The sequence below is a fragment of the Cryobacterium lactosi genome, from assembly GCF_004403945.1.
GTDB lineage: Bacteria > Actinomycetota > Actinomycetes > Actinomycetales > Microbacteriaceae > Cryobacterium > Cryobacterium lactosi.
The window spans coordinates 50,830-77,386 of the sequence record NZ_SOHM01000008.1; the positions used below are offsets into that span (position 1 = coordinate 50,830).

22 protein-coding genes and 1 pseudogene are annotated in these 26,557 nt (G+C 69.3%); 8 read left to right on the plus strand and 15 right to left on the minus strand.

From position 1 onward, the window contains the following. Positions 1 to 6 precede the first annotated feature (6 nt). Entirely contained in the window at positions 7 to 894 is an 888-nt protein-coding gene (locus tag E3T61_RS04160; RefSeq protein ID WP_134639641.1) for a fumarylacetoacetate hydrolase family protein, read from the plus strand. Between the two features lie 21 nt (positions 895 to 915). Here the strand turns inward: E3T61_RS04160 and E3T61_RS04165 are convergent, their stop codons facing one another. The 11 genes from E3T61_RS04165 to E3T61_RS04215 all read right to left on the minus strand — a co-directional run bounded on the left by E3T61_RS04165 (position 916) and on the right by E3T61_RS04215 (position 12,134). Then, positions 916 to 1,551, minus strand: coding sequence for a bifunctional 4-hydroxy-2-oxoglutarate aldolase/2-dehydro-3-deoxy-phosphogluconate aldolase (locus E3T61_RS04165; RefSeq protein ID WP_134639642.1), 636 nt, complete (start codon positions 1,549 to 1,551; stop codon positions 916 to 918). Further along, positions 1,548 to 2,438: a sugar kinase gene (locus tag E3T61_RS04170; RefSeq protein ID WP_134639643.1), complete on the minus strand. Its 891-nt coding sequence runs from the start codon at positions 2,436 to 2,438 to the stop codon at positions 1,548 to 1,550. The genes E3T61_RS04165 and E3T61_RS04170 overlap by 4 nt, the downstream gene beginning before the upstream one ends. Before the next feature lie 8 nt (positions 2,439 to 2,446). Beyond that, on the minus strand, positions 2,447 to 3,286 hold the full coding sequence (gene kduI, locus E3T61_RS04175) for a 5-dehydro-4-deoxy-D-glucuronate isomerase (protein ID WP_134639644.1): 840 nt from the start codon (positions 3,284 to 3,286) through the stop codon (positions 2,447 to 2,449). A 29-nt stretch (positions 3,287 to 3,315) separates the two neighbouring features. Continuing rightward, a complete protein-coding gene (gene kduD, locus E3T61_RS04180; RefSeq protein ID WP_134639645.1) occupies positions 3,316 to 4,080 on the minus strand; it encodes a 2-dehydro-3-deoxy-D-gluconate 5-dehydrogenase KduD in 765 nt (254 codons plus the stop codon). Then, positions 4,070 to 4,984, minus strand: a complete 915-nt coding sequence (locus tag E3T61_RS04185; protein ID WP_134639646.1) for a fumarylacetoacetate hydrolase family protein — start codon at positions 4,982 to 4,984, stop codon at positions 4,070 to 4,072. The genes kduD and E3T61_RS04185 overlap by 11 nt, the downstream gene beginning before the upstream one ends. After that, a complete protein-coding gene (locus E3T61_RS04190) occupies positions 4,981 to 6,162 on the minus strand; it encodes a glycoside hydrolase family 88 protein (protein WP_134639647.1) in 1,182 nt (393 codons plus the stop codon). The genes E3T61_RS04185 and E3T61_RS04190 overlap by 4 nt, the downstream gene beginning before the upstream one ends. 11 nt (positions 6,163 to 6,173) lie before the next feature. After that, entirely contained in the window at positions 6,174 to 6,860 is a 687-nt protein-coding gene (locus tag E3T61_RS04195) for a ferredoxin-NADPH reductase (protein WP_134639648.1), read from the minus strand. Between the two features lie 4 nt (positions 6,861 to 6,864). Then, a complete protein-coding gene (locus E3T61_RS04200) occupies positions 6,865 to 7,782 on the minus strand; it encodes a carbohydrate ABC transporter permease (protein ID WP_241992377.1) in 918 nt (305 codons plus the stop codon). Further along, positions 7,782 to 8,717, minus strand: a complete 936-nt coding sequence (locus E3T61_RS04205; RefSeq protein ID WP_134639649.1) for a carbohydrate ABC transporter permease — start codon at positions 8,715 to 8,717, stop codon at positions 7,782 to 7,784. Before E3T61_RS04205 ends, E3T61_RS04200 begins: the two co-directional genes overlap by 1 nt. Before the next feature lie 83 nt (positions 8,718 to 8,800). Continuing rightward, on the minus strand, positions 8,801 to 10,099 hold the full coding sequence (locus tag E3T61_RS04210; protein ID WP_134639650.1) for an ABC transporter substrate-binding protein: 1,299 nt from the start codon (positions 10,097 to 10,099) through the stop codon (positions 8,801 to 8,803). 73 nt (positions 10,100 to 10,172) lie between these two features. Continuing rightward, entirely contained in the window at positions 10,173 to 12,134 is a 1,962-nt protein-coding gene (locus E3T61_RS04215; RefSeq protein WP_241992378.1) for a DUF2264 domain-containing protein, read from the minus strand. 119 nt (positions 12,135 to 12,253) lie between these two features. Between E3T61_RS04215 and E3T61_RS04220 the strand changes: the two genes are divergently transcribed. The 4 genes and pseudogenes from E3T61_RS04220 (at position 12,254) to E3T61_RS04235 (ending at position 17,659) form a co-directional block, all read left to right on the plus strand. Continuing rightward, positions 12,254 to 14,260, plus strand: a complete 2,007-nt coding sequence (locus E3T61_RS04220) for a heparinase II/III domain-containing protein (RefSeq protein ID WP_241992379.1) — start codon at positions 12,254 to 12,256, stop codon at positions 14,258 to 14,260. Next, positions 14,257 to 15,387: a substrate-binding domain-containing protein gene (locus E3T61_RS04225; RefSeq protein ID WP_134639651.1), complete on the plus strand. Its 1,131-nt coding sequence runs from the start codon at positions 14,257 to 14,259 to the stop codon at positions 15,385 to 15,387. The genes E3T61_RS04220 and E3T61_RS04225 overlap by 4 nt, the downstream gene beginning before the upstream one ends. A 392-nt stretch (positions 15,388 to 15,779) precedes the next feature. Beyond that, positions 15,780 to 15,935, plus strand: a pseudogene (locus E3T61_RS22620) (DapH/DapD/GlmU-related protein); the annotation flags it as partial. A gap of 1,064 nt (positions 15,936 to 16,999) precedes the next feature. Then, positions 17,000 to 17,659 carry a ThuA domain-containing protein gene (locus tag E3T61_RS04235; protein WP_134639653.1) on the plus strand — a complete coding sequence of 220 codons (660 nt, stop codon included), beginning with the start codon at positions 17,000 to 17,002 and terminating at the stop codon, positions 17,657 to 17,659. Between the two features lie 11 nt (positions 17,660 to 17,670). On the opposite strand, the gene E3T61_RS04240 is transcribed toward E3T61_RS04235, so the two are convergent. The 4 genes from E3T61_RS04240 to E3T61_RS04255 form a co-directional block, all read right to left on the minus strand. After that, complete coding sequence (locus tag E3T61_RS04240) at positions 17,671 to 18,600, minus strand: MetQ/NlpA family ABC transporter substrate-binding protein (RefSeq protein ID WP_134639654.1); 930 nt, start codon at positions 18,598 to 18,600, stop codon at positions 17,671 to 17,673. Positions 18,601 to 18,768: 168 nt separating this feature from the next. Further along, positions 18,769 to 19,500: a methionine ABC transporter permease gene (locus E3T61_RS04245; RefSeq protein WP_134639655.1), complete on the minus strand. Its 732-nt coding sequence runs from the start codon at positions 19,498 to 19,500 to the stop codon at positions 18,769 to 18,771. Next, positions 19,497 to 20,519, minus strand: a complete 1,023-nt coding sequence (locus tag E3T61_RS04250; protein ID WP_134639656.1) for a methionine ABC transporter ATP-binding protein — start codon at positions 20,517 to 20,519, stop codon at positions 19,497 to 19,499. Before E3T61_RS04250 ends, E3T61_RS04245 begins: the two co-directional genes overlap by 4 nt. A gap of 25 nt (positions 20,520 to 20,544) precedes the next feature. Next, entirely contained in the window at positions 20,545 to 21,924 is a 1,380-nt protein-coding gene (locus E3T61_RS04255; protein WP_134639657.1) for an LLM class flavin-dependent oxidoreductase, read from the minus strand. A 271-nt stretch (positions 21,925 to 22,195) separates the two neighbouring features. Between E3T61_RS04255 and E3T61_RS04260 the strand changes: the two genes are divergently transcribed. The 3 genes from E3T61_RS04260 to E3T61_RS04270 are packed head-to-tail and all read left to right on the plus strand — an operon-like array spanning position 22,196 to position 26,537. Continuing rightward, positions 22,196 to 23,638, plus strand: coding sequence for a gamma-aminobutyraldehyde dehydrogenase (locus E3T61_RS04260; protein WP_134639658.1), 1,443 nt, complete (start codon positions 22,196 to 22,198; stop codon positions 23,636 to 23,638). Further along, a complete protein-coding gene (locus tag E3T61_RS04265; RefSeq protein WP_255455650.1) occupies positions 23,635 to 25,665 on the plus strand; it encodes a primary-amine oxidase in 2,031 nt (676 codons plus the stop codon). Before E3T61_RS04260 ends, E3T61_RS04265 begins: the two co-directional genes overlap by 4 nt. After that, complete coding sequence (locus tag E3T61_RS04270) at positions 25,662 to 26,537, plus strand: universal stress protein (protein ID WP_134639660.1); 876 nt, start codon at positions 25,662 to 25,664, stop codon at positions 26,535 to 26,537. Before E3T61_RS04265 ends, E3T61_RS04270 begins: the two co-directional genes overlap by 4 nt. Positions 26,538 to 26,557 lie beyond the last annotated feature (20 nt).

Genomic DNA, 26,557 nt, shown 5'->3' on the forward strand with positions numbered 1-26,557 from the left:
ACACCAATGAGACTCGTCAGCATCGACATCGACGGCATCGAACGACCCGGCGCCGTGCTGCACGGACCGGACGGCGTCGACCGCGTTCTGGATCTGGGGGCCGGCACTCCAAGCGCGACGCTGGTGCAGCTCCTCGCCGACGATGCCGCCCTCGCCACCGCCAGGGCCGCGATCGACCGGGCCGACCCGGTCACGCTGCCCCGACTGGCCGACCTGCGGCTCGCGCCACCGGTGAGGCCGCTCACCATCCTGTGCCTGGGCTACAACTACGGCGGACACATCGAGGGTCACACCGAAGGCCTCGTCGAGGGAGATCAGGGTGAGGAGGCTCCGCCCTACCCGAACGTCTTCATCAAGACGGCCAACACGATCGGCGGCCCGCACGACCCGGTCGTGATGCCGCCGGCCGCGACCGACGTGGACTACGAGGGCGAGATCGCCGTGGTGATCGGCCGCACGGCCCGCAACGTCGCCGAAGCGGATGCGCTGGCGCACGTGGCCGGTTACACCCTGTTCAACGACGTGTCAGATCGCGGCTGGCAGGACCGCTCGAGCCAGTGGGCCCTCGGCAAGAGCGTCGACGGCTTCGGCCCGCTCGGCCCCTGGATCGTGACCGCCGACGAGGTGCCGAGCCTGGCCGGCCGGCAAATGGAGGTCGAACTGAACGGCGTCGTGACGGTGCGAGCCAGCACCGACGCGATGGTCTACGGCGTCGCGTTCCTGGTTCACTACCTGTCCCAGATCATCACGCTGCAGCCCGGCGATATCATCTCGACCGGCACCCCCGCCCGGTCGGTGCAGGCGCAGTCGGCTCACCGGCCGCTCGCCGACGGGGACACGGTGACGATCCGGGTGACCGGGCTGGGCGAGCTGACCACGACGTTCGTGCGCTAGCTGTCCTGGGCCACCCCGGGCTCAGTTCCGCCGGCTGAGCAGGTCGGCGAGCAGGTGCAACTGCTGCGGGTCTTCGAGGGCGGAGCCGACGGCAACCACGCGCACCCCGGCATCCAGGAATTGCTGGGCGTTGGTGGCGTCCATGCCGCCGGTGGCCACGAATCGCAGCTGCGGGAACGGCCCGCGGATGTGCCGGAACCAGCCCGCGCCCAGCCACTGCGCGGGGAAGGCCTTCAGCCAGCCGAGCCCGAGTTCACTGGCGATCTGCACCTCGCTCGGTGTGGAGACGCCGGGCAGGATCGGGATGCCGTGCTCCTGGGCGGCGAGCACCACCCGGGGGTCGAGGCCGGGCGAGACGAGGTACCGGGCACCGGCGGCAACCGCGAGCGGGATCTGCCGGGGCGAGACGATGGTGCCCGCCCCCACGATCTTGCCGCGCAGCTCGGCCAGGCGCACGACTTCGCGCAGGGCCCGCAGGTCCTCGTCGGACTGCAGCGTGACCTCGACGGCGTCGATGCCGAGGTCCCAGGCGGTGGTGGCCAGCTGCACCGCCCGCTCGACGCCGGTGCCGCGGAGGATCGCCATCAGCGGCGCTGTGGAGAAGGCCTCATCGAACCAGGCGGCCGTCGAGGCCGGCGTGGGGCTGGTGATGCTCATGACAGGACTCTTTCGTCGATGGAATCTCCCGTGGTCAGGAGGGTGAGTGCTGCGCGCCGGTGCCCGGCCCGCAGTCGTTCGTCGGGCGACGCGCCCTCGAGCAGGGCGGCGAGGTAGCCGCCGGCGAAGGCGTCGCCGGCGCCGACGACATCGACCACGTCGACGACGAGGGCCGGCTCGAAGATCTCCCGGCCGTTCAGGTAGGCCGTCGCGCCCACGGCGCCGTCTTTCACCACGAGCTCGGGAATGTCCGTGAAGAGGGCGCGCACATCGCCGGCCCCTTCGGTTCCCCAGAGGCTCTCCGCCTCGTCGCGGCCGGTGAACACGAGATCTGCGCGACGGGCCAGCGCGGCGAGGGCATCCGCCGCCGTGGCGCAGTCCCAGAGAGCGACCCGGTGGTTGACGTCGAAACTGACCAGCACACCGGCGTCGCGGGCGCGGTCGATGATGCGGGAGAGGAACCCCGCCGCCTCTGATGAGATCGCCGCCGTGATGCCGGAGACGTGCAGAATACGCACGCCGGTCAACTCGACCCGGTCGGCGTCGGCAGCCGAGAGGTGCGCCGCGGCCGAACCTGCACGGTAGTACTGCACACCCTGCCCGGGATCCTTCACGTACAGCCCGGTCGGATGCGCCGGGTCGAACAGGACCCGTGACACGTCGACACCTCGTGCGGCCAGTTGTGCGTGCACCCGGTGGCCGAGCGCGTCGTCGCCGAGCCGGCTGAACCACGCGGCCCGGTGGCCGAGCGCGGCCACGTGGGCGGCGACGTTCGACTCCGCACCGCCGGCGTCGAGCCGGAACTGCTGCGCGTCGATCAGTCGGTCGCCGGTCTGCGGCGCGACCATCGCCATCGTCTCGCCGATAGCGAGTAGCTCGGTGGGCATGCCGGCGCTCATTTCAGGTCGGTGACCGGGGCGGCATCCATGTCGTCGAAGGCCTGGTTCTCACCGGCCATCGCCCAGATGAAGGAGTATGCGGCCGTGCCGACACCGGAGTGCAGCGACCAGCTGGGCGAGATGATCGCCTGCCTGTCGGCGACGACGAGGTGTCGGGTCTCGTCCCGCTCGCCGAGCAGGTGGATGACGCGGGCGTCGGCCGGCACGTCGAAGTAGAGGTAGCACTCGGTGCGCCGGTCGTGGGTGTGCGCGGGCATGGTGTTCCACATCGAACCGGGGTGCAGCTGGGTGACGCCCATCACGATCTGGCAGGACTTCACGCCGTTCTCGTGGATGTACTGGTTGAGCGTGCGCCGGTTGGAGGTGACCTGGTCGCCGAGCTCCCGCACGGTGCCCTCGCCGGGCGCCACAAGGGCCGCGGGGTAGCTGGTGTGCGCGGGAGCCGAGAACAGGTAGAACTGCGCGCCGGCATCGGCGGCAGCTTCCGGCGCATCGGCGAAGACGACGTCGCGGATGCCGCGGCCAAGATACAGGCACGCTCCGGTGGCCAGCTCGTAGACGTGGCCGTCCGCGGTCACGGTGCCCGCTGCGCCGACGTTGATGATGCCCACCTCGCGGTGTTCCAGGAAGTACTCGCTACGGATCTCTGGGTAGCCAGGCAGCACCAGGTCGGCACCGGCCGGCACGGCGCCGCCGAGCACGATGCGGTCGTGGTGGGTCAGGGTGACCCGCACTTCACCGGGCACGAAGAGGTCGGGCACGAGGTACTGGGCGCGCAGGTCGCCGGTGGTCATACCCGGGATCTGGGTCGGGTTGGTTGCGTATCGCTGTTCCATGGTTGCTCCTTGGTGGGTATCTGGTGGGCTCAGCGCACGAGCCAGCCGCCGTCGACCGGCACGATGGTGCCTGTGACGTAGGCCGACGCGTTGGACGCGAGGAAGACGAATGCGCCCTGCAGGTCGGCGGGGGTGCCCCAGCGGCCGGCGGGAATCCGGGCCAGGATCGCCTTCTCGCGCTCGACGTCGGCGCGGAGGGCCGCGGTGTTGTCGGTGGCCATATAGCCGGGGGCGATGGCGTTGACGGTGACGCCGGACGCCGCCCACTCGTTGGCGAGGGCCTTGGTCAGGCCCGCGACGGCGTGTTTGGAGGCCGTGTAGGCGGGCACGAAGACGCCGCCCTGGAAGGACAGCATCGACGCGATGTTGATGATGCGCCCGTGGCCCCGTTCCACCATGTGCCGCCCGGCGGCTTGGGAGAGGTGGAAGACGGCGTCGAGGTTGATCGACAGCACGTCGTTCCAGTTGTCGGCGGGGAAGTCCACGGCCGGCGCCCGGTGGATGATGCCGGCGTTGTTGACCAGGATGTGCAGGTCGCCGAGCTCGTCGATGACCTCGGTCACGGCCGAGGCGATCTCGGCCGGACTGGCCTGCACCAGGTCGCGTTGCACCAGGTGCACCCGGCGGCCGAGGGCGCGGATCTGCTCCGCGGTCTCGCTCGCGTCGGCGCGGTCGAGCAGTGCGACGTCGGCGCCCGCTTCAGCGAGGGCGATGGCGGCGCCCTGGCCGAGCCCACGGGTGGAGCCGGTGACGAGGGCGACCTGCCCGTCGAGGCGGAAGGAATCAAGAATCATGGGGGTCCCCGATCGGGTCGGTGCTCGTGGGATCGATGAAGGTGGTGGTCAGTTCGCCCAGGCCGGCGACGCGGATGGTGACGGCGTCGCCGTGCGCCAGCGCACGGTGGGTCTCGAGGGCCTCCGGCAGTTTCTGCGGTGTTCCGGTCGAGATGATGTCGCCCGGCTCCAGGGTCATCACCTGGCTGAGGTAGTGCACGATGAACGCCATCGAGAAGATCATCGTGGAGGTGCTCTGCGAGACCGTCACGACGCCATCCCGAACCACCTCGACGAGCAGGTCCTGAGGGTCGGGTACCGCGTCCGCGGTGACCAGTTCGGGCCCCAGCGGGCCGAAGCCGTCGAAGCACTTGCCGAGCTCCCATTGGCTGGACCGGCCCTGCCAGTGGCGGTCGGAGACGTCGTTGAACAGGGTGTAGCCGGCGACGTGGTCCAGGGCGGACTCCAGCGGAACGGCGTGGGCGCGTCGGCCGATCACGAGCGCGATCTCGCCCTCGTAGTCCACCTCGCTGCTCGCCACCGGCAGCAGCACCGGGGTTCCGGGCGCGCCGAGCACGTTCGGGGTTTTGACGAACACGTCGGGGTAGGCCGGGTCGCCGGCAGTCGGGTCTTCTCCGGCGGCCACGTGCCCCCGGTAGTTGTAGCCGAGGCAGAGGATCTTGCCCGGTCGCACCGGCGGGAGCAGCTGAACGTCGGCCAGCAGCGGCAAGACCTCGGGTGACGCCGTGGCACGCTCGACGACCTCGCGGGCGGCGGCGAGAGCCTTGGCATCGCTGATGATCTCCACAACGGTGAAAGGGGCCAGGGACACGATGCGGTCGCCGGCGCTGGAGGCGATGACGGCGCCGGCCTGCTCGCCACCGGACCGGTCGCCACCGGGCTGGGCGTAGCTGACGAGCCTCACCAGAACGGCTTCCGGCCCGGGAGGGCGACTCTGGTGAGGGCTTCGAGGTAGAAGTAGTCGCCCCACAGGGTGCCCTCGTCGACACCGTTGTTCTTCGGCAGGTCGTAGACGCTGTGCAGCAGCAGCGCGTCGGAGTCCTCGGGGCGCTCCGGAGTGTAGTTGTCGATGAGGGAGGCGAGCATGGTGTGCGCCGCGTCCGCGGCGCGCTCGGCGCGCTCGCCCGTGCCCTCGAGCTCGGCCAGTTCGAGCAGGCCGCAGACCGCGATCGCGGCCGAGGAACTGTCCCGGGGGGCGTCACTGCCGTCGACGTAGACGAGGTCCCAGAACGGGACGGAGTCGGCGGGCAGGTGCGCCAGGAAGTAGTCGGCGCAGCGCCACGCGGCGTCGAGGAGGAGCGGGTCGCCGGTGGCGCGGTAGTTGAGCGCGAATCCGTAGATCCCCCAGGCCTGGCCGCGGGCCCAGCAGGAGTCGTCGAACGCGCCCTGTTCGGTAGCCCCGCGCAGAGCCTCGCCGGTCTCGATATCCCAGTAGAAGGTGTGGAAGGTGGAGTTGTCGGCGCGCACGATGTGCTCGCGCAGCTGAGCGGTGTGCCGCTGCACGGCATCCGGGAAACGCGCCTCGCCGGTCTGTTCGCCGGCCCAGGTGAGCAGGGGCATGTTCATCAGGCTGTCGACGATGGTGCGGCCTCGCTGGCGGGGATCGGAGAGATCGCCCCACGCCTGGATGATGCCGGCCGGTTCGAGCAGCCTGAGCATGAGATGGTCGGCGGCGAGCAGCGCGGCTTCTCGGCCGTCGGCGTCAGCCAGCAACCGCCAGGCCGGCACGGTGGACAGGGTATAGAGAAAGCCCAGGTCGTGGGTGTCCAGGTCTTCGCCGGCCCGCACCCGCCGGGCAAAGTCTGCCGAGTGCGCCAGGGCGGCGTCACGGAAGACCTCCTCCTGGGTCAGTTCCCAGGCCAGCCACTCCATGCCGTTGAAGAAACTGGTCGTCCAGCCCCGGTTGCCGCCGAGCGGGAATCCGGCGGTGGCCGGACGCGGGAGGTACCGACCGTTCAGGGTGGTGTCGTCGGGGTAGCCCGCACCGAACGTTGTGCTGTTGCGGCGCACGGTTGCGAGCGCCGCTGCTAGCGCCAGGTCTACCGCGGTGGCGGTCGTGCCCGGCGTGGGTGAGGTCGTCATCGGTTGTGTCCTTAGCTGCGTCCCGGCGCCAGCGCCGGGACATCGTCGATGGTGAGAACGGGTCGAAGGGTGTACCGGGAGTTGGCCCAGGCGAGGTAGAACGCGGGCGCCATGGTCAGGCCCAGCGCGATGGCGGGCATGCTCGTGAACAGGGCGATCTGGGTGCCGATCATGAGCAGGGAGACCACGGTGAGGTACCACCGGCGCACGCCGAGGTAGAGGCTCGCCCTGATCACGTCGCCGAGGCGGGCACCGGGGGTGTCGGCGATGGCGACGAGGCTGATCAGACCGACGGCGATCACCAGTACGGTGAGCACCCCGAGAACGGGGACGACCGCGACCGAGATGGTGCTGTCGGCGAAGAACTTCAGGTCGACGAGCAGCACCACGACCACGGCGGTGACCAGGGCGCCGAGCTGGAACGCCCGGCGCCAGGTGGTGAGCCAGCCGGCGAGGAACGCCCGAGCCGGGGTGGCTCCGCCGCGGCTGAACTCTCGGAAGGTGGCGAATGCGGCGCTGACCCCGGGGGTGCAGAACGGCGCCGTCAGGGCCAGCAGGGGCCAGGACCGTGCCGGGTCGGTGGTGATGAGCAGTAGGACCAGCGGCAGACCGGCGACGACGAGCAGCACATTGGTGATCAGGGCCAGATAGAGAACGCCGGTGATCATGGTGAACGTGCCGTGCGCGAGAGGTTTCACCGGATCATCCCTTCATCCCGCTCGTGGCGAGTCCTTCGACGAAGTACTTCTGCCCGAGCAGGAAGATGATCGCGATCGGGATCACCGAGATGGTGAGTCCGGCGAACAGCAGGGCGTAGTTCGTGTCGAAGAGGTTGCTGACGAAGCTCTTGAGGCCGAGCTGCACCGTCCACAGGTTGGGGTCGCGCAGGTAGATGAGCGGTCCGAGGTAGTCGTTCCAGGTGTTCACGAAGGTGAGCAGGCCCAGGCTGGCCAGCGCCGGCACCGACAGGGGCAGCATGATGCGACGCCAGATGCCGTATTCGCTGAGCCCGTCGAGGCGGGCGGCCTCGGAGAGCTCCTCGGGGATGGTCTCGTAGAACTGCTTCATGAGGAACACCCCGAATGCGCCGAACGCCTGCAGCAGAACGATCGACCACAGGGTGTTCGACACCTTGAGCTCGCTCATCAGGATGAACTGCGGAATCATGTAGGACTGCCACGGCACCGCGATGGTGCCGATGTAGACCAGGAACAGGGCGTCGCGGCCGGGGAACCGGATCCGGGCGAAGCCGTAGGCGGCGAACGACCCGGTGAGCACCTGCAGGAACGTGACAACCACCGCGAGGAACATGGTGTTGCGGATCCAGGTGAGCATGTCCGACTTCGTCCAGATTTCGACGTAGTTGTTCCAGACGAAGATCTCGGGGAACCAGGTCACCGGCACCGAGAACACCTCGTTCGAGGTTTTGAGCGAGCTCAGCACCATCCAGATGAACGGTGCGAACAGCGCCAGCGCGGCGACGATGAGCACCGTGTAGCCGGTGACCCGGCCCGCCCGCTTGAGCGGCGACCCCGAGCGTGGGCCGCGCGGCGTGGCTTCGGAGTCGGCGAGCTTGCGTAGCCCGCGACGATCCTCGATGGGAACCATGAGACCGGTCATCAGGCACTCCTTCTCTTATTGGCGAGAAACTGCGCCACGGTCACGGTGATGCAGAGGAAGAACAGGGCAACGGACGCGGCCGAGGCGTAGCCGAACTGGCTCTCCTCGAACCCCTTGGTGTAGATGAACTGGGACAGCACCAGGGTCGACTGTCCGGGTCCGCCCTCGGTCATCACCAGGATCAGGTCGAAGATCTTGAACGAGTTGATGGTGAGCATCACCGTGACGAAGAAGGTGGTGGGCCGCAGGCACGGCATGGTCACGTTGAAGAAGCGCTGGATGGCGTTGGCGCCGTCCATGCGGGCGGCTTCGTGCAGTTCGCGCGGCACGGTCTGCAGCCCGGCGAGGAACAGGATCATGTAGTAGCCCATGTCGCGCCAGGTGCTGACGATGACCACGGCGGGCATCGCCCAGTCGGAGGAGGTGAGCCAGCCGGGCGGGTTGGCGAAGCCGAAGGCGCGCAGGATCTCGTTGATCGGGCCGTAGTCGGGGCTGAAGAGCAGGTTCCAGACGATGGCGATGGCCACGATGGACGTGATGTACGGGAAGAACGCGGCGGTGCGGAAGAACGCGACGCCGCGCAGCTTGCTGTTCAGCAGCAGCGCGAGGCCGAGGGCCACGACGAAGGTAAGCGGGATGTGCAGCACCGAGTAGTACAGGGTGTTGAACAGGGCGATGCGGAAGCTGCCGTCGCCGACCAGGCGCTGGAAGTTCGCCAGGCCCACCCAGTTGGCGGTGCCGAAGACGTTCCAGTTCGTCATGGACATGTAGAACAGCACCAGGATCGGCACCAGGGTCAGCAGGGCGAAGCCGAGGAAGTTCGGCAGGATGAAGCTCCACCCGATCAGGGCGTTTCTCCGGGCGAGCCGGGAGCGCCGGCGACGCAGCGACGGCGACGGTCCAACGGCGACGTCTGTGGCGGTTGTGGTCGCCATGGGTGGATCTCCTTCGATGAGGGGGAGGTGCTGGGGTGGCCGGCCGGCCCGGGTGAAGCCCAGGCCGGCCGTCCGGAGGGGAGTTAGTCGAGCCCGACTTCGTTCTTCACGCGGTCTTCGGCGCCCTTGATGGCGCTGTCGATCGGCTCTGAACCGGACATGACGGCCGTGTGCAGGTCACCGAGGATGCCCTGGATGGCCGCCGTCTTGGTGGACGTCGGGTTCTCCGGCAGGGTCTCGTGGGTGGAGATGGCGAACTTCGACAGTTCGTCGGTGGGGCTGCCTGCCACGGAGAAGTAGGTCTCGACGACACCGTCGTTCAGCAGGGCGGGGGTGATGCCGATGGCGGCCAGGGCCTGCGCTGCCTCTTCACTCGCCGCGTAGGCGAGGAAGTCCTTCGCCGCCTGCACCTTGTTGTCGGCGATGGCGGCGTTGATGCCGAGGCCGGTCGGGTCGCCGAAGGTCACCGGGACGTTGTCGGTTCCGGTGGTCTTCTTGTCGTACTGCGGCGCGGGAGCCACACCCCAGTCGAAGGTGTCGGCCTCGCCGGACGCCTGCTGGGCGATGAGGGTGGCGACGTACCAGGAACCCATCGGCAGCATCGCGGCCTTCTGCTTGCCGAACTCACCCTGGTAGGTGAGCTGGTTGGCGTTGCGGGTGTTGAAGTCCACCTGTCCGCCGTCAGATTGCATGCCGAGCACCCGGGTGTAGTAGTCCTCGAGGTGACCGAAGTCGCCGCTGAGAATGTCTGCCTTGGGCGTCTGAGCGTTGGCGAATCCCTGCACCGTGGACTGCCAGCTGTGCTGGTAACCGCCGAAGGCCGGCTTGGCCGACAGCGCGGTGGACAGCTCAGACTCCAGGTCGGCGTAGTCGTCCCAGGTCCAGGTTCCGTCGGGGTAGGCGACGCCGGCCTCGTCGAAGAGCGCCTTGTTGTAGTAGACAACCCAGGAGTCCTGGCGGTACGGCACCGCATAGCTGGCGCCATCGATCTCGTAGGCCTGCGTGCCGCCGATCCCGTCTGGCACTTCCACGTCGGAGACGTCGAGGAGCTGGCCGCCCTCCTGGTAGGTGGAGACGAACTTCACCTCTTTCTGGGTGATGATGTCGGGGCCGGACCCGGCCGCGAGGTCCGCGGTGAGCAGGGTGTTGTAGTTGACCGGGTCGTACTCCTTGAGTTCGACCGTCACGTCGGGGAACTTCTTCTCGAACCCGTCCGCCAGAAGCTGGAACTCCGGCGTGGTTGCGACGCTCCAACCCGAGACGCTCAGCGTCACCGGCCCGCTCGCTTCGGCGGTGTCGGCCGCCGGACTGGCGCTGCAGGCCGCGAGTGCCAGCGTGGCTACCATCGCCACGCCCGCTGCGGCTACAAACTTGCGCTTCATTGCTGCTCCTTTGTCATTTCTTTGTCTTTGCTGGGTGATTGCTCTCAGATCCCGCAACACGGGTTCTGTCGTTCTACCGTTCTGCCCAGGCGGCAGTGCGGTGGTCGGTGAGGCGGCTCGACGTGTGGGCGCCGTCCGGCCAAGTGATGTCGGTCGTCCAGGACTGCCCATCGGCGACGAGCTGCACCGAGATGTCGGGCTGAAGGCCCTGCCGCACCCCGGTGAGTTCGAGGACGGCTCCGGTCCACTGGCCGATCGTGACGGGGTAGTCGATCGCGGGCACGGCCGTCACGCCGGCCAGAGGGGTGGCGTCGGGGCGGATCGACACGCTGGGGACGCCCGCGCCGATCGCGGTACGGATGGTGCTGCTCAGGGTTCCGACGGCGGCGCGCGCCTCCTGGCCGAACGCCGTCGCCACTGGTGCCGGGCCGGTGACCGGCCAGCCACCGATCCGCAGGCGCAGGGTGTCGGCGGCGATGTCGGCCCCGAGCGACTCCACCCGGGCGAGGCGCACCTCCCACGCACCGCGCACCAGCGAGTGCACGGTGAGGCGGCCTGCCACGGTGACCACGCCGTCGAGGCCGGAGCCGTGCCGGCGGCCGGTGGTGTCCGCGGTGAGCCAGTGAGCGGCCGAGGTGGAGGCGCTGATACCCAGGGTGCCTGCGGCATCATCCTGGATTCGTACCTCGATGAGTTCAAGGGCGGCACGATGGCTGGCCCGGCCGGCCGCGTCGACGAGGGCAACGGACTGGTCCAGCGGGTACTCCCAGGCCTCGGCGTCGAGCAGGGGGCTGGTGGCGGTCGAATAGCCGATCCGGGCGTAGAGCGGCGAGTCGCCGACCAGGCTGTACTCCGTCGCGTGGTCGGTGCCGTGGTTGATGACACGCACGATACCGTCGGCCCGGGTGCCGGAGATGATCCAGCCGGCGGCACGCACTGTGCGCAGGGTGTCGCCGGTTTCCACGGGGAGGGGCTCGGCAGGGGCCGCCCAGACCGGATGATCCGCCGGGAGCAGCACGCCGATCAGGCCCTTGACCGCCCAGTAGGGCGAGCCGGGACCCGAGTAGGACTGCGCGAGGGCCCGCCATTCTTCGTGCCAGCCGAGCGTGAGCAGGCCGGCGGCGTTGGGCACCTCGTGGTCGTCGAAGTGGGCGACGATCCGGTTGGCCGCGTGGCGCAACAGGCCGGCGGAGAGGGAGGGCACCTCGGCGAGCACGCCAACCCAGAACGGTGCGGCCGCGGCAAAGCGGTAGATGAGGCTGCGGCCCTGCAGCAGCGGCGAGCCGTCGGCACCGATCAGCGCGACGGCGTCGAGCAGGTAGCGGTCCAGGGCGACGATGTCGGCGGCGGTGCGGCCGTCGGCGAGTTCTGCCGCGCCCTGCATCCGGGACCACAGCACCGGGTAGAGGTGTAGCGCCCAACCGACGTAGTGGTCGAAGGACCTCTCGTCGCCGTCGGACATCCAGCCGTCGGCCCGCGCGAACGAGTCGTGCCGCGCGAGGTCGTCGGCGATGTCGTCGGCCGACCAGGGCCCGCCGACCGAGCGGAGGAAGGTCTGCACGACAAGGCGGAACCACACCCAGTTGGTCTGCGGGTAGGTCGTGTCGCCCACCACGGGCGAGAAGTAGTCGATGACCCGCTGCTGGGTGACGGCGTCGAGGCGATCCCAGATCCACGGTCTGGTCAGGTCGAGGATCAGGGCGATCGAGGCCGCCTCCACCTTGGCCTGGGGATGTTCGTCCAGCCGCACCCAGCGGTCGGGTGCGTCGGGGTCCACCCCGGCGGTGATGCCCTGCAGGTAGAACTCGATGAGGGCGTCAAGGCCCGCTCCGCGTTCGCCGGCGATCCGGAATCCGGCCAGCAGGAAGGTGCGGGCAAAGCCCTCGAGTCCGTCGACCGCGTGGCCGTAGCCGCCCTCGGCCCCTGGCGGGGTGATGCGTGCGTGGCCGGGCGAAGCCCAGGCCATCGCTCCGGCGAGAACCCTGTCGGCATAGGCGACCCACTGGTCACGGGTCCAGTCGGGTTCGGTGATCACCGGGTTCTCCTTTGAATGGTGCGGTCCTACGCTTCAACGTGACCGTTGTGCGAACATATCAACCTTTTTCGTTCATTACAAGCTGTTTTTGATTGGGTATGATCGGTTATGATCGGTTTGTGATCACAAGCAAGGAAACGCAACCGTTCCGCGGGCCGCTCACCGCGCTGTTCGAGGAGCAGACCACGGCGCCTGTCGGCCGCCTCGGCCTCGTGCTGCCGACCGTGCTGCTCCCGGCCGCGTCGTGCCTTCCCGTGCCGCCGGCGACGGTACGCGAGGCCTGGTCGGCGATGGCCGACGGCGTCGATGCGGTCACCCTCGCCGACATCCTGACCAGGGCCGACCGGGATCTCGCCATGGACTGGCCCACCCCACTGGCAAGTTCGGCCGCCCGGGTGCACCGTGACGGCAACCGCGACGTCTGGGAAGCTGCGGCCTTTGCCCGTCAACACCGCCTGAGCCGGGCCGCGGTCGCCGCCGCCGTCACTCTTGACGAGCGCTGGATCGACGAGGTCGCCGACGGGATCGTGCTGCTCTGTGAGCAGAGCTCCTGGTGCTGGCCCGCCCACGACGACTCCAAGCGCGCGCACGGCGCCATCCTCGCCACGGTCACCGACCCCTATCTCGACCTCGGCGCCGGCGAAGTGGTGGGCCAGCTCGCCTGGATCGACCAGCTGCTCGCCGACCAGCTCGATGCCCGTTACCCGGGGCTGCGGGCCCGGATGCGCCACGAGGCCAGCACCCGGGTGCTGGCGCCCTTCGTCAACCGCCGGGACTGGCACTGGCTCGGCCTTGACGGTGACGTGCACAACTGGAGCCCGTGGATCCAGGGCAATGTGCTCGTCGCGGCGCTTCGATTTCTGGATGCCCCCACCGAGCGAGCCGAACGCGCCAAGGTCGTCGAGCTCGTCATCGAGGGCATCGACAGGTATGTCGCCGCGCTCCCGGCCGATGGCGCCATCGACGAGGGCTACTCCTATTGGTGGAACGGCGCCTGCCGGGCGCTCGAGGCCCTGGACGTCCTCACCTATGCCACCGGTGGTCGGTTGGATGCCGCCGCCCTGATCCCGGCGCTGCGCGAAACCGTGGCCTTCCCGCACCGTATGCACCTCGGCGGCGCCTGGTACGTCAACCACGCCGACGGCCAGGCCAGGCCGTCGGCCGACCAGCCGTGGCATTCCCTGTTCCGTGCGGCCCAGCGGGTCGGCGACCCGGCCGCCCTGGCGCACGCGGCGTCGCACCGCGTGGCCGGCCGGCCGGTAGCGAGCGAGGCCGAGGGCCTCGGGAGGCTGCTGCGGGGCCTGACCGACCCGGCCTGGATCGCCGCGGGCGAGGCTGACCTGCCCGTAACTCCCCCGCTGCCGGCCGCCGTGTGGTTGGCATCGGTGGAGGTATTGGTCGCCAGGGAGCACGGCGGTTCCTCGGCCGGCCTCACCGTTGCCGCGAAGGGCGGCAGCAATGACGAGCACCACAATCACAACGACGTCGGTTCCTTCCTGGTGGCAGCCGACGGCGTGCCCGTGATCGTGGACGCCGGCCGGCCCACCTACACGCTGGCAACGTTCGGACCCGATCGGTACTCGACCTGGGCGATGCAGAGCACCTGGCACAACGTTCCCGAAGTACGCGGCGTGCCGCAGCCCGCGGGGCGCCAGTACGCGGCGGCCGCTGTCGTCGCCGACCTGACGGCCGACCGCTCGGCCCTGTCCGTCGACCTCACCGCGGCCTATCCGGCACCCGGCCTGGTGTCGTGGCGGCGCACCGTGCAGCTCGACCGGGGCGCGGCTCTCGTCACCATCGCCGACTCCTGGACCCTCGAGCCGTGGGAGCACGGTTCGGCACTGAGAACCGCCGAACCCCCGACCTCGGTGCGGCTCCTGCTGGCCGGCGATGTCGTGCTCGACGACGGCACGGCCCTGATCTTCCCACTCGAAGGCGGCCCGCCCGTGCGGCTGCGATGGCCGGCGCAAATTCCAGCCATACTGACCATGCGTCCACTGGACGACCCCATGCTTTCCGACGTCTGGGGGAAGAGCCTCACCCGGCTCGACCTGGACGTCACCGGCCGTGACACCATCTCCGTCACGGTAGCCCGCGATCTTCCGACCACAGGGGACGAACGATGACCGACCAGATTCAGCACCCGCCGTTGGCCGCCCGCCGCCGGACTCACGTGCTTGACGCGCTGTCACGCAACGGCGTCGTTCGGGTGTCGGAGCTGATGGACGAGTTGGGAGTCGCCCCGGTGACGCTCCGGCGCGACCTCGCCCAGATGGAGCGCGAAGGCCTGCTCGTGCGTGTGCACGGCGGGGCAGTGCCGGCGGGCAAGGATGCCGCGGGCCGAGCCCGCGCGCCCATCGACGGAGGGCCGGATGACGTGGCGCCGGCGATCCCCGGATCGATCGCGGTGCTGGTGCCGTCGCTGAACTACTACTGGCCAGGGGTCATCCGCGGCATGGAGACCGAGGCGGAGAAGAACGGCATGCGGGTGCTCCTGCGCGGCGCGTCCTACGAGCTGCAGGACGAACGGCCGGTGCTGCAACGTCTCGTGCTGCGCGACGACGTGCTCGGGGTGATCCTCGCGCCGAACACCGAGACGATCCACGCCCAGGACGTGATCCAGTGGCTGGCCGACTGCGGCAAGCCCAGCGTGCTCGTGGAGCGGGACGGCCTGGTGCTGCCGGAGGGCACTCCGGTCGAATCGGTCACGACCGACCACGCGCTCGGCGCCATGCTCGCCGCCAGGCACCTGGCCGGCCTCGGCCACCGCAAGGTGGGCCTGATGCTGTCGCGGTTCTCGCCGACCTCGCGCAAGATCGCGGCGGGTTGGCAGGCCGCGTGCATCGAACTCGGACTCACCCCCACCGACCACTTCGAGCAGATGCTGCCCGACCGCAGCAGCCCGGACTTCTCGGCGGCCGTGGACGCCACACTGGACATGGCCCTCCGCACGGGCATCACCGGGCTCCTCGTGCACTCCGACCCCGAGGCCATGGCCTTCGTCGACCTGGCACTCACCCGGGGAATCTCGATTCCCGACGACCTGTCGATCATCGCCTACGACGACGAGGTCGCTCAGCTGTTCACGCCCGCGCTCACCGCCGTCAGCCCGCCGCGCGGGGCGGTCGGCGAGACCGCGGTCGACCTGCTGCTGCGGCGCATCAACGAACCGTCGCGGCCGGTGCATCGCGTCACCCTCAACCCCCGGCTCAACGTGCGCGGTTCCACGGCACCGCCGCGAGCGTCGTCGTGATCGATCCGCTCGACTACTCGCCCTGGAACTTCTGGTCCACGGCCGACGACGCGGCCCGCCGGCACCAGCTCGACGCCCAACGCGACGCCGCTGCCGCCCGGCCCGGCTGGTCGTTCGGTGCGGAGTGCTTCGTCTCCGAGCTCGCCTCGGTCGACAACGACGAGCTCCGGCTCGGTGACCGCAGCTACATCGCGGCGGGGGCGTACCTCACCGGCGCGTTCCGCACCGGGCGGGACTGCAGCGTGAACGCCTACACCGTCATCCGCGGCGACGTGCAGATCGGCGACGCGGTGCGGATCGGCGCGCACACGTCGATCATCGGTTTCAATCACACGATGACGACCACGGACATCGAGTTCTTCCGGCAACCGCTGGAAAGCCTGGGCATCCGGATCGGGAACGACGTGTGGATCGGATCGCACGTCGTGGTCCTCGACGGCATCACCGTGGGCGACCATGCAGTGCTCGCGGCCGGCGCCGTAGTGACCAAGAACGTTCCGGCCGGGGCGATCGTCGGCGGCAATCCGGCCAGGCTGATCCGGTCCCGCCTCACTCAGGCGGCGCCGACCGGGCCCGCTCCCGCGGCGCTCGGCCCGCGGGTCGCGGCCTTCGGCGACACCGCCAGGGCGCAGGCGCTCGACCTGCTCGATCGTTCCTTCGATGCCGCATCCGGCCTGTTCGCCGACCGCCCCGGTGTCGCCCCGACGGTGCGCGCCCAGTGTGACGCCGTGGAGATCGCCGACCTCCTGCTCGGCAGCGCTCCCCCGCAGCTGCCCACCGGGCTGCAGGTGGATCGCCTGCGCGGCTGGCAGGACACCGCCACCGGAGCCGTCGTCGGTCCGCTCGCGGATCCCGACCCGGCCTACCACGTGCTCTGCGTCGGCTACGCGCTGCGATTGCTCGGCAGCGGGTTCGACCGAGAGCTCGCCCTGGTCACGGAGGTCTCCGCCGCCGAGACCGCCGCGATCCTCGATGCCCTGCCGTGGCACACCGAAGCCTGGTCGGCCGGGCACCAGGTGGATGCGATCGGCACCGCGATGTATGTCAGTCAGTTACGCGGCGACCCGGTACCGGCCGGCGCCGCCGACACCCTGTTCGGCTGGTTGCTCCGGCACGCCGATCCCCGCACGGGCATGTGGGGCAGCCCCAACCCGGAGGACGGCCTGCTCCAGCTCGTCAACGGGTTCTACCGCACCGCCCGGGGCACCTTCGCGCAGTTCGGGCTGCCGCTGCCCTACCCTGAGCGGGTCATCGACACCGTGCTGCAGCATGCCGGCGACGACCAGTTCTTCACATCCGGGCGGCAGAACGCCTGCAACGTGCTCGACATCGTGCATCCGCTCTGGCTGACCCGGGCCACCGGGTACCGCGCCGACGAGGTGCGCGCACTGGCACTCCGTTTGCTCGAGGATGCCCTGGGCCATTGGACGGACCGGGCCGGCTTCGCCTTCCGCGCGCCGGGCCGGGAGACCGCCGGGCTGGCCGAAACCGCGCCGGGCCTGCAGGGCACCGAGATGTGGCTGGCGATCGTCTGGTATCTGGCCGACCTGGTGGGTGTGGCCGAGTCGCTGGGCTACCGCCCGCGCGGGGTGCACCGGCCGGAGCCGGCGCTGTGACCCGCGCTCTCATCCTGTCGGGCGCGGGGCGGTACGCCGACCCGTGGCATCCGTTCGCCCAGACGAGCGCCTGCCTGGCCGAGATCCTCACGGGCTGCGGGGTCAGCGTGACGATCGCGACGGATGTCGATGCGGCGATGACCCTGCTTGACGGCGTCGACCTGCTCGTCGTCAACGCGGGCGACCCGTCCCGGAACGACCTGCCGGTTCCCGACCTGAGCGCGGCCAGGGCCGGCTTCGCGGCGGCGCTGGAGCGCGGCATCGCGGTGCTGGGCACGCACACCGCGGCGGCCAGCCTCACGGACTACCCGGAGTGGGAGTCTGTGCTCGGCGGCCGGTGGTCGCCCGAGCGGTCGATGCATCCGCCGATCGGGCCGGCCCGCATCACGCTGCACGCCGACCGGCACCCCGTTGTCGCCGGGCTCGGGGACTTCGACACGGTCGACGAGCGCTACAGCCACCTGCGGGTGGCGGCGGATGTGGTTCCCCTGGCCGCACACACCCTGGACGAGGTGGAGCACCCGCTGCTCTGGGCGCGCACCGCCGGGTCCTCCCGCGTGGTCTACTCCGCCCTGGGCCACGACGCCCGCGCCTACGAGTCCGCCGAGCTGCGCGAGCTGCTCGCGCGCGCCACCCGCTGGCTCACCGGGCGCTGAGACTCCGCGAACTATTTCGCGTCGATGGGGAGCAGGATGCCCTTCACTGTGGGGTCGGTCGCCAGGAATTCCTGCACGGCCGGGTCGGCGAACGCGGCGACGAGGTTCTTGATGTTCTCGGTGTCGGCGAAGTCACTGCCGATGGTGAGCTGGCCGGCGAAGTCGTCGGGCGCGGCCGGGGCGAAGATCTGCTGCTCGATCGGGATGTTCGCGGCCAGGTAGTACTCGGTGTAGCCGGCGGCGAGGTCGAGGTCGGGCAGCGCGCGGGACTGGGCAGCGAAGTCGAGCAGCGTGAACTTCAGGTTCTTCGGGTTGGTGGCGATGTCGTCCTGGGTGGCCGTGCCGGGAGTGGTGCCGTCCTTGAGAGTGATCAGGCCGGCCTCCTTGAGCAACCAGAGGCCCTGCGCCTCGTTGGCGGGGTCGGAGTACAGCGACACGGTGCCGCCGTCCGGTATCTGGTCGACGCTGGTGTACTTGTCGCTCCACAGGCCGAAGCCCCAGCGGAAGACGGGCACAGCCGCGGTCTCCTTGAAGTCGGGGTTGGCCTCGAGCACCTGGCTCAGCCAGAGCTTGTGCTGGTACACCGTGCCGGCGATCTCACCCTCGCTGACCGCGCGGTTGATGGTGTTGCTGTCGGCCAGTCCCTTGAATTCGACGGAGATACCGTACTTGGGCGCCACTTCCTCGGCGACGAAGTTGACCAGGGCCTGCTCGGCGGCGTTGCCCTCCGCGGTGGCGACAACGAGGGTGGCGCCCTCGGTGGCGTTGGCGGAGGTGGGCGGGTTGAGCAGCGGGATCGTGATCGCAGCGGCGGCGCCGACGGCCACCACGGCGATACCGGCGATCCAGGGCCAACGGCGGCGCTTCTTGAGGGCGAAGCCGTGCGGTTCGGCGGCGGGGGTGGAGTTGCTGGGGGTGCTGGGAGTGCTGGGCGTAGACATGGGGATCCTTCGGGGTGAGGTCTGCGTGCTGTGCAGGAGGGAGGGGTGGGGGCATGGCTGACGAGCTCATGCGACAGAGCGGGAAAGAGCGGGGGCAGACGAGCGGGCGAGTCCGGCGTCAGGCCGGACAGGTCGCCTCGGGCATTCGGCGTGGCGCGGCGGCGGGCATCACACCAGGCTCGTTTCGCGGCGGCGGACGCGCGGCGCGCGGGCCTGCGTTCGGGCGTGCGGGGTGGTGAGTCGCACCAGTCGGTCGCCGATCAGCTGCACCGACGCCACCGTGGCCACGAGGATCACGATGGTGGCGAGCATCACGGTGTTGTCGAAGCGCTGGTAGCCGTAGGTGACCGCGACGTAGCCGATGCCGCCGGCGCCGATGGTGCCGGCGATGGCGGAGTACTCGATCATGGCGATGGTGTTGATGGTGAGGCCGCCGATGATCGACGGCAGCGCTTCGCTGAGCTGGGCGGTGCGGATGATCTGCAGCGGCGAGGCCCCTGAGGCCTTGGCGACCCGCACCAGGGTGGGCGGCACCCCGCGCAGGGAGTTCTCCACGATGCGGGTGAAGAACGCGATGCCGGCGATGGCCATGGGCACCACGGCGGCGGCGATACCGATGTTGGTTCCGGTGATGAACCGGGTGAACGGCACGATCGACGCCATCAGGATCAGGAACGGCAGCGACCGGCCGATGCTCACGATCCAGCTGAGCGTGGTGTGCAGGGGCGGGTTCTCGAACAGTCCGCCGGGGGCGAGGTTGTGCACCAGGGCTCCGAGCGGGATGCCCACCAGCACCACGATGAGCATGACGATGCCGACCATGATCAGGGTGTCGAGCAGTGCGGGGAAGACCAGGGCGGGGATCTGGTCGATCGGCACATTCAAGCTGCGGATGCTCATGCGACCTGCTCCAGGATCTCGGCAGGCGCGGACTCCCCGGCCGGTTCAGGGCGGGCATCGAGCCCGAGGCTGTGGGCCACCGCGATGAGGTGTTCGCGGTCGGCGCCGGTGACGCCGATGCTGGCGTGCCCCACGGTGGCGCCGTCGACGGTTTCGATCGACGCGCCGAGCAGCGACACCGTGGTGCCGAGCTGGTCGGCGAGGCGGCTGAGCCAGTCGGTGGGCACAGCGGCGGAGGTGTAGCTCACGAACCACTCGGTGGCGTCGGCGGCCGCACTCTCGTGGGAGCGCGCCGGGCGCAGGGCCCGGCCGAGCCCTGAGGCGGGGTCGCGCAGCAGTTCCACGATGCGACCGCTCTCGACGATGCGGCCGTGGTCGAGGCGTGCGACGGAGTCGGCGACCTGCAGCACGGTGTCCATCTCGTGGGTGATGAAAAGGATCGACAGGCCCAGGTCGTCGCGCAGTTCTTTGAGCAGGGCCACGATCGAGCGGGTGGAATCGGGGTCGAGGCCCGACGTGGCCTCGTCGCTGAGCAGCACGCTGGGGCGCAGGGCCAACGCACGGGCGATGCCCACCCGCTGCCGCTGGCCGCCGGAGAGCTGGTGCGGATAGTGCCCGGCCTTGTTGGAGAGCCCGACCCGGTCGAGCAGCTCCGCGGTGCGGGCGCGGGTCTCCGCGGCCGTCACACCGAGGTACTCCAACGGCAGCGCCACATTCGCAGCGGCGGTGCGCCGGGAGTAGAGGCCGTCCGACTGGAAGATCGTGCCGATGCGCCGGCGCGCCACCCGCAGCGCCTTCTCGCTGAGCTGGGAGAGGTTCTCGCCGTTCACCAGCACCGACCCGCTGGTGGGCCGCTCGAGCAGGTTGACGCACTGCGCCAGGGTGCTCTTGCCGGCCCCGCTCGGGCCGACGACGGCGAAGATCTCGCCGGCGTCGACGCTGAAGTCGAGGCGGTCGAGCACCACGGTTTGCGCGTCGCCATGGCCGTAGACCTTGGTCAGCTGTTCGAGGCTGATCATGCGGGGGCTCCTGTGTGCGGGTCGGTCAGACGGCGGGCACGCCGACGCGGTAGTTCGCGCCGCGGTGCTCGTCGGGCAGGCGGTCGCCGCGGCCGTGCAGCTTCTGCCGCAGGGTGCCCTTGGCGTACTCGGTGGGGTACACGCCGCGCTTCTGCAGCTCGGGCACCACCCAGGTGACCACGTCTTCGAAGGTGCCGGGCGTGATGGCGTAGGCGAGGTTGAACCCGTCCACGTCCGTCTCTGCGGCCCATTCCTCGAGCTGGTCGGCGATCTCCACGCCGGAGCCCACGATGAACGGGCCGAGGCCGCCGATGGCGCCGGCGCGGGCGATGTCGCCGACGGTCCATTCCGAGCCGTCGTGGTTCGCGGCCTGGAAGTTGGCCACGGTGGACTGGATGGCGTTGCTCTTGACGTTGCCGATCGGCTCGTCGAGCGCGTAGGCCGACAGGTCCACGCCCATCCAGCCGGACATGAAGACCAGGGCGCCCTCTTCGCTGGCATAGCTGAGGTAGTCGAGGTATTTGGCCTGGGCCTTCTCGCTGGTCTCGTCGGTGATGATCGTGAGCAGCGTGTAGATCTTGGCGCTGTAGCGGTCCCGGCCGGCGGCCTCGAGGGCGTCGCGCAGCTTGGTCACGGTGTCCTTGAGCACGTGCTTGGTCGATGCGGCCACGAAGATCGCCTCGGCGTTGCCCGCGGCGAACGCGATACCACGGCTGGACGCGCCGGCCTGGTAGATCACGGGCGAGCGCTGCGGGCTCGGCTCGGAGAGGTGGATGCCGGGCACCTGGAAGTGCTTGCCGGAGTGGCCGATCGAGTGCACCTTGCTCGGGTCGGTGAAGACGCCGGTCTCGGTGTCGCGCACGACGGCGTCATCCTCCCAGGAACCTTCCCAGAGCTTGTAGAGCACCTCGAGGTACTCGTCGGCGTAGTCGTAGCGGTCGTCGTGTTCGAGCTGGTCGTCCTGGCCCATGTTGCGGGCGGCGGAGGGCAGGTAGCCGGTGACGACGTTCCAGCCGACGCGGCCCTTGGTGAGGTGGTCGAGCGTGGACATGCGGCGCGCGAACGGGTACGGGTGCTCGTACGCGGTGCCGGCCGTGACGCCGAAACCGAGGTGCTCGGTGACATATGCCATTGCGGGAATGACCAGCAGCGGGTCGGCGACGGGGATCTGCGCGCCGTTGCGGATGGCCGCCTCGTTGGTGCCGCCGTAGACGTCGTAGGTGCCGAGAACGTCGGCGAGGAAGATGCCGTCGAAGCGGCCCTTCTCGAGCAGCTTGGCCAGCTCGGTCCAGTAGGCAAGGTCGGTGTAGCTCTGCGACCGGTCGTCGGGGTGGCGCCACAGGCCGGAGGACTGGTGGGCGACGCAGTTCATGTCGAAGGCATTGAAGCGGATCTGTCTGGGCATGGACCTATGCTCACCTTTTCAGAGGCCCGGCACATCCCCTGGTGAAACACGGCGTCACACACGGATCTGCCGCAGCATCTTCGAGATGACCTCACTGACCGATCGTCTATGCAAGATCCTGCACCGGGCAGCTGCGTCCCTGTGGCATTCTGCCGGAATCTCAGGGGTGCCTTTTTTCCCGGCCAAGTGCCATACTGGGCCCGAAACACCGCTCTTCTGCCCACCCGTAAACCGGTCCGCAAGACACAACCACTCGACGATCCACTCAACGATGAGGAGCACCGTGAGCACCCCGATCCTGTCCAATTTCATCGATGGCCGATTCGTCACTCCGGCCGGCACCGGGCTGCTCGACATCGTGGATCCGACGACCGGAACCATCGTGGCCCGGGCACCGGTGTCCACCGCCGGCGACGTCGACGACGCCATGCGCGCCGCCAAGACTGCCTTCCCCGGCTGGAGCCGGCAGACCCCTGGCGAGCGCCAGCGGGCCCTACTGCTGCTCGCGGATGCCGTCGAGGCCAACAGCGACGCCATTGTTGAGGCCCAGCACCGCAACACCGGCCAGCCGCGCGCCACGATCGCCGCCGACGAGGTGGCCGCCGGCGCCGACCAGCTCCGCTTCTTCGCCGGCGCCGCCCGGCTGCTCGAAGGCAAGTCGGCCGGCGAGTACCTCGAGGGAATGACCTCCTGGGTGCGCCGGGAGCCGATCGGCGTGGTCGGCCAGGTCACCCCGTGGAACTTCCCGTTCCTGATGGCGATCTGGAAGATCGGTCCGGCCCTGGCCGTTGGCAACACTTTGGTGCTGAAGCCCAGCGACACCACCCCGGAATCCACCCTGGAACTCGCCCGGATCAGCCAGGGCATCCTGCCCGACGGCGTGATGAACATCGTGCTCGGCGACGCCACGACCGGCGCGTTCATCGTGGAGCACCCGGTACCGGGACTGGTGTCGATCACCGGCAGCGTGCGCGCCGGCATCGCCGTGGCATCCGGTGCGGCACACACGCTCAAGCGCGCCCACCTCGAGCTCGGCGGCAAGGCCCCAGCAGTGGTCTTCGGCGACGTCGACGTGGCCAAGGTCGCCTCGGCGATCGCCGACTTCTCCTTCTACAACGCCGGTCAGGACTGCACCGCCATCACCCGGGTGCTGGTGCACGAATCCATCCACGACGAGTTCGTGTCGGCGTTCACGGCCGAGGCGGAGCTGCGCATCACCGGGTCGGCCGACGACGCCGAGAACTACTTCGGCCCGCTCAACAACATCCGCCATTTCACCGACGTCGTCGAGAAGGTGCAGGCCCTGCCGGCGCACGCGGTGGTCAGCACCGGCGGCCACCAGGTGGGCGATGCCGGCTTCTTCTTCGAGCCCACCGTGGTCACCCAGGTGCGTCAAACGGATGCGATCGTGCAGGACGAGACGTTCGGTCCGGTGATCACCGTGCAGAGCTTCGGCACCGAGGAGGAGGCCGTCACCATGGCCAACGATGTGCGCTACGCGCTGGCCTCGAGCGTGTGGACCCGGGACCACGCCCGCGCCCTCAGGGTCTCCAGGGACCTCGACTTCGGGGCCGTCTGGATCAACACGCACATTCTGCTCACCGCCGAGATGCCGCACGGCGGCTTCAAGTATTCCGGCTACGGCAAGGACCTCTCCATGTACGGCGTCGAGGACTACACGCGTATCAAGCACGTCATGAGCTCGCTCGAATAGCTCGCTCACATCGACAGAACGGGAACCCGATGACCTTCCATCCCCTCGACCCCCTGACCGGCCCCGAGTTCACCCAGGCGGCGGCCGTGCTCGCCCGCGAGCACGGCGTTGGCGAGGGGTGGCGGTTCGCCTCGATCGAACTGGTCGAGCCGGCCAAGACCGCCCTGGCCGAGTTCGAGTCCACCGGTGTGGCTCCCGAGCGCCGCGCCCGTCTGGTGGTGCTGCACCGCGCCGAGAACCGCACCTGGGTGGCCGTGGTCTCCCTGGACACCGACACTCTGCTCGAGTGGGGGCAGGTGGCGGGAGTGCAGGCGAACTTCACCGTGGACGAATGGGAAGAGGCGGACGCCGCGCTTCGGGCGCATCCGGAGGTCATCGCGGCGCTGGCCAAGCGCGGCATCACCGACCTCGACAACGTGTTCATCGACACCTGGACCTACGGCGACGCCGTGATCCCCGACGTCTACCGGGGGCTCCGCCTGGGGTGGGCGGATGTGTGGGTGCGCGCCCAGGCCGGAGCCAACCCCTATGCGGGGCCGGTGAGCGGGCTGCACTTCGTGATCGACGTGAACACCATGAACCTGCTCGAGATCGAAGACAGCTTCACCGTCGACCCGCCGAACGGGATGGGCGAGTACGTGCCGCACCTGGTGCCGGAGCGCATCCGCAACGCCAGCACCCGACCGCCGTTGAAGCCGCTGGACATCGTGCAGCCGGAGGGCCCGAGCTTCACTGTCGACGGCAACCGGGTGCAATGGCAGAACTGGTCGCTGCGGGTGGGCTTCAACTACCGCGAGGGTATGACGCTGCACCGGGTGACCTACACGGATGCCGGCCGGGAGCGCCCGATCGCCAACCGGCTGTCGTTCTCCGAGATGGTGGTGCCCTACCGCGACCCGAGCGTCGACCACTTCCGTCGCACCGCGTTCGACATCGGCGAGTGGGGCCTGGGGTTCATGACCACGTCGCTGGAGCTCGGCTGCGACTGCCTGGGCGAGATCCGCTACCTCGACGCGGTGCTGCACAACAGCGCCGGCGAGCCGTACACGATCCCCAACGCGTTCTGCATCCACGAGGAAGACAACGCGGTGCTCTGGAAGCACGTCGACCACGACGGCGGCGCCGAGGTGCGGCGGATGCGCCGGCTGGTGGTGTCGTTCCACGTGACAGTTGCCAACTACGAATACCTCGTCTACTGGCGGTTCTACCAGGACGGCAACATCGAGTGCGAGGTGCGCGCCACCGGCATCATGGTGGTCACCCACCTCGAGCCCGGCCAGCCGCACCCCAACGGCACCCTCGTCGACGAGCGCACCTACGCGCCGTTCCACCAGCACTTCATCGTGGCCCGGATGGACCTCGACATCGACGGCCCGGCCAACACCGTGTACCGCAGTGAGACCCGGATCGAACCGATCGACGCGGCGAACCCGCTCGGTCTGGCCATCACGCAGCAGAACACCCCGATCGAGACCGAAGGCTTCGATGACTTCGACTGGAACACCCAGCGGGCCTGGAAGGTGGTCAACGAACAGACCAGGAACGGTCTCGGCACCCCGGTGTCGTACAAGCTCGTGCCTGGCGGCGCCATCCCGTCGTTCTTCTTGCCCGAAGCCCCCGCGCTGCTGCGTGCCCAGGTGATCGGCCACACCGTGTGGGTCACCCCCAACGACGATGCCCAGCGCTGGCCGTGCGGCGAGTTCGTGAACCAGAGCGGTGTCGACCACGGCCTGCCCGAGTGGATCACGGCCGGCCGCAACGTGCGTGACACCGACCTGGTGCTCTGGTACACCTTCGGCATCCACCACATCACCCGGCCGGAGGAATGGCCCGTGATGCCCGCCGACATCGTGTCGTTCTGGCTCAAGCCGGTGGGCTTCTTCGACCGCAACCCGTCGCTCGACGTGGAGCCGAGCGCCCTGCACTGCGCCCCTGGCATGGACCACACCGAGCACGCCGGCCATGACCACGCCGGACACGACCACGAGCCGGATGCCGCCGGCACGGAACCGAGGAGAACAGCGTGACCCGAGTAGCGAATTATGTGGTGGCCTACGAAGCCACCGCCCAGGGCCGCGAGGCCCTCGAGCTGGGCATCGCAATGGCCAGGAGCACCGCGGCCGAACTGCGCATCTGTTTGGTGCTTCAGCGCCTCACCGCCGCTCCCGCCAAGATCCACGCCGCCAGCGGCGACTTCGAGGTTCTCCTGGCAGACCAGGCCAAGAAGTGGCTCGACCAGGCGGCCGGTTGGGTACCGGCCGACATCACGGCCACGACGCACATGCTCTGGGCCGATTCCACCTCCGAGGGCCTGATCCAGGCCGCCGCGGACCTCGAGTCCGACCGGATCGTGGTGGGCGCCGCCCGCGGCGGCCTGTTCAACAGGTTCACCATCGGCAGCGTCGCCAACGCTCTGCTGCATGCCTCGCCGGTGCCCGTGGCGCTCGCGCCGCACGGCTACCACGCCCCCGCCGAGTTGACCCGGATCACCTGCGCCATCGGCACCCGGCCGGGCTGGGAGACCCTGCTCGACTCCCTGGTGGCGTTCACCGACGGTCTGGGCATCGAACTGCGCTTCGTGACCCTGGTGGAGGTCGACGCGGCTAGGGAGAAGCACTCGCCGGTCGCCGCCGGCAGCACGGCCCACCTCGACGCCGTACTCGCCTACTACGAGCGGCACTCGACCAGCCACGGCATCATCACCACGGAGGTCGGCACCGGCAAGAGCGTCGAGGACGCCGTCGAGGCGCTCGACTGGCGCCCGGACGAACTCGCCTTTGTCGGCTCCAGCCGGTTGGCCGCGCCCCGCACGATCTTCCTCGGCATCACCGCACACCGGATGCTGCACGCCCTGCCGGTGCCCCTCGTCGTGGTTCCGACCTCCCCCGCCCGCAGTTGAACCGCACTCGCTGATTTCGA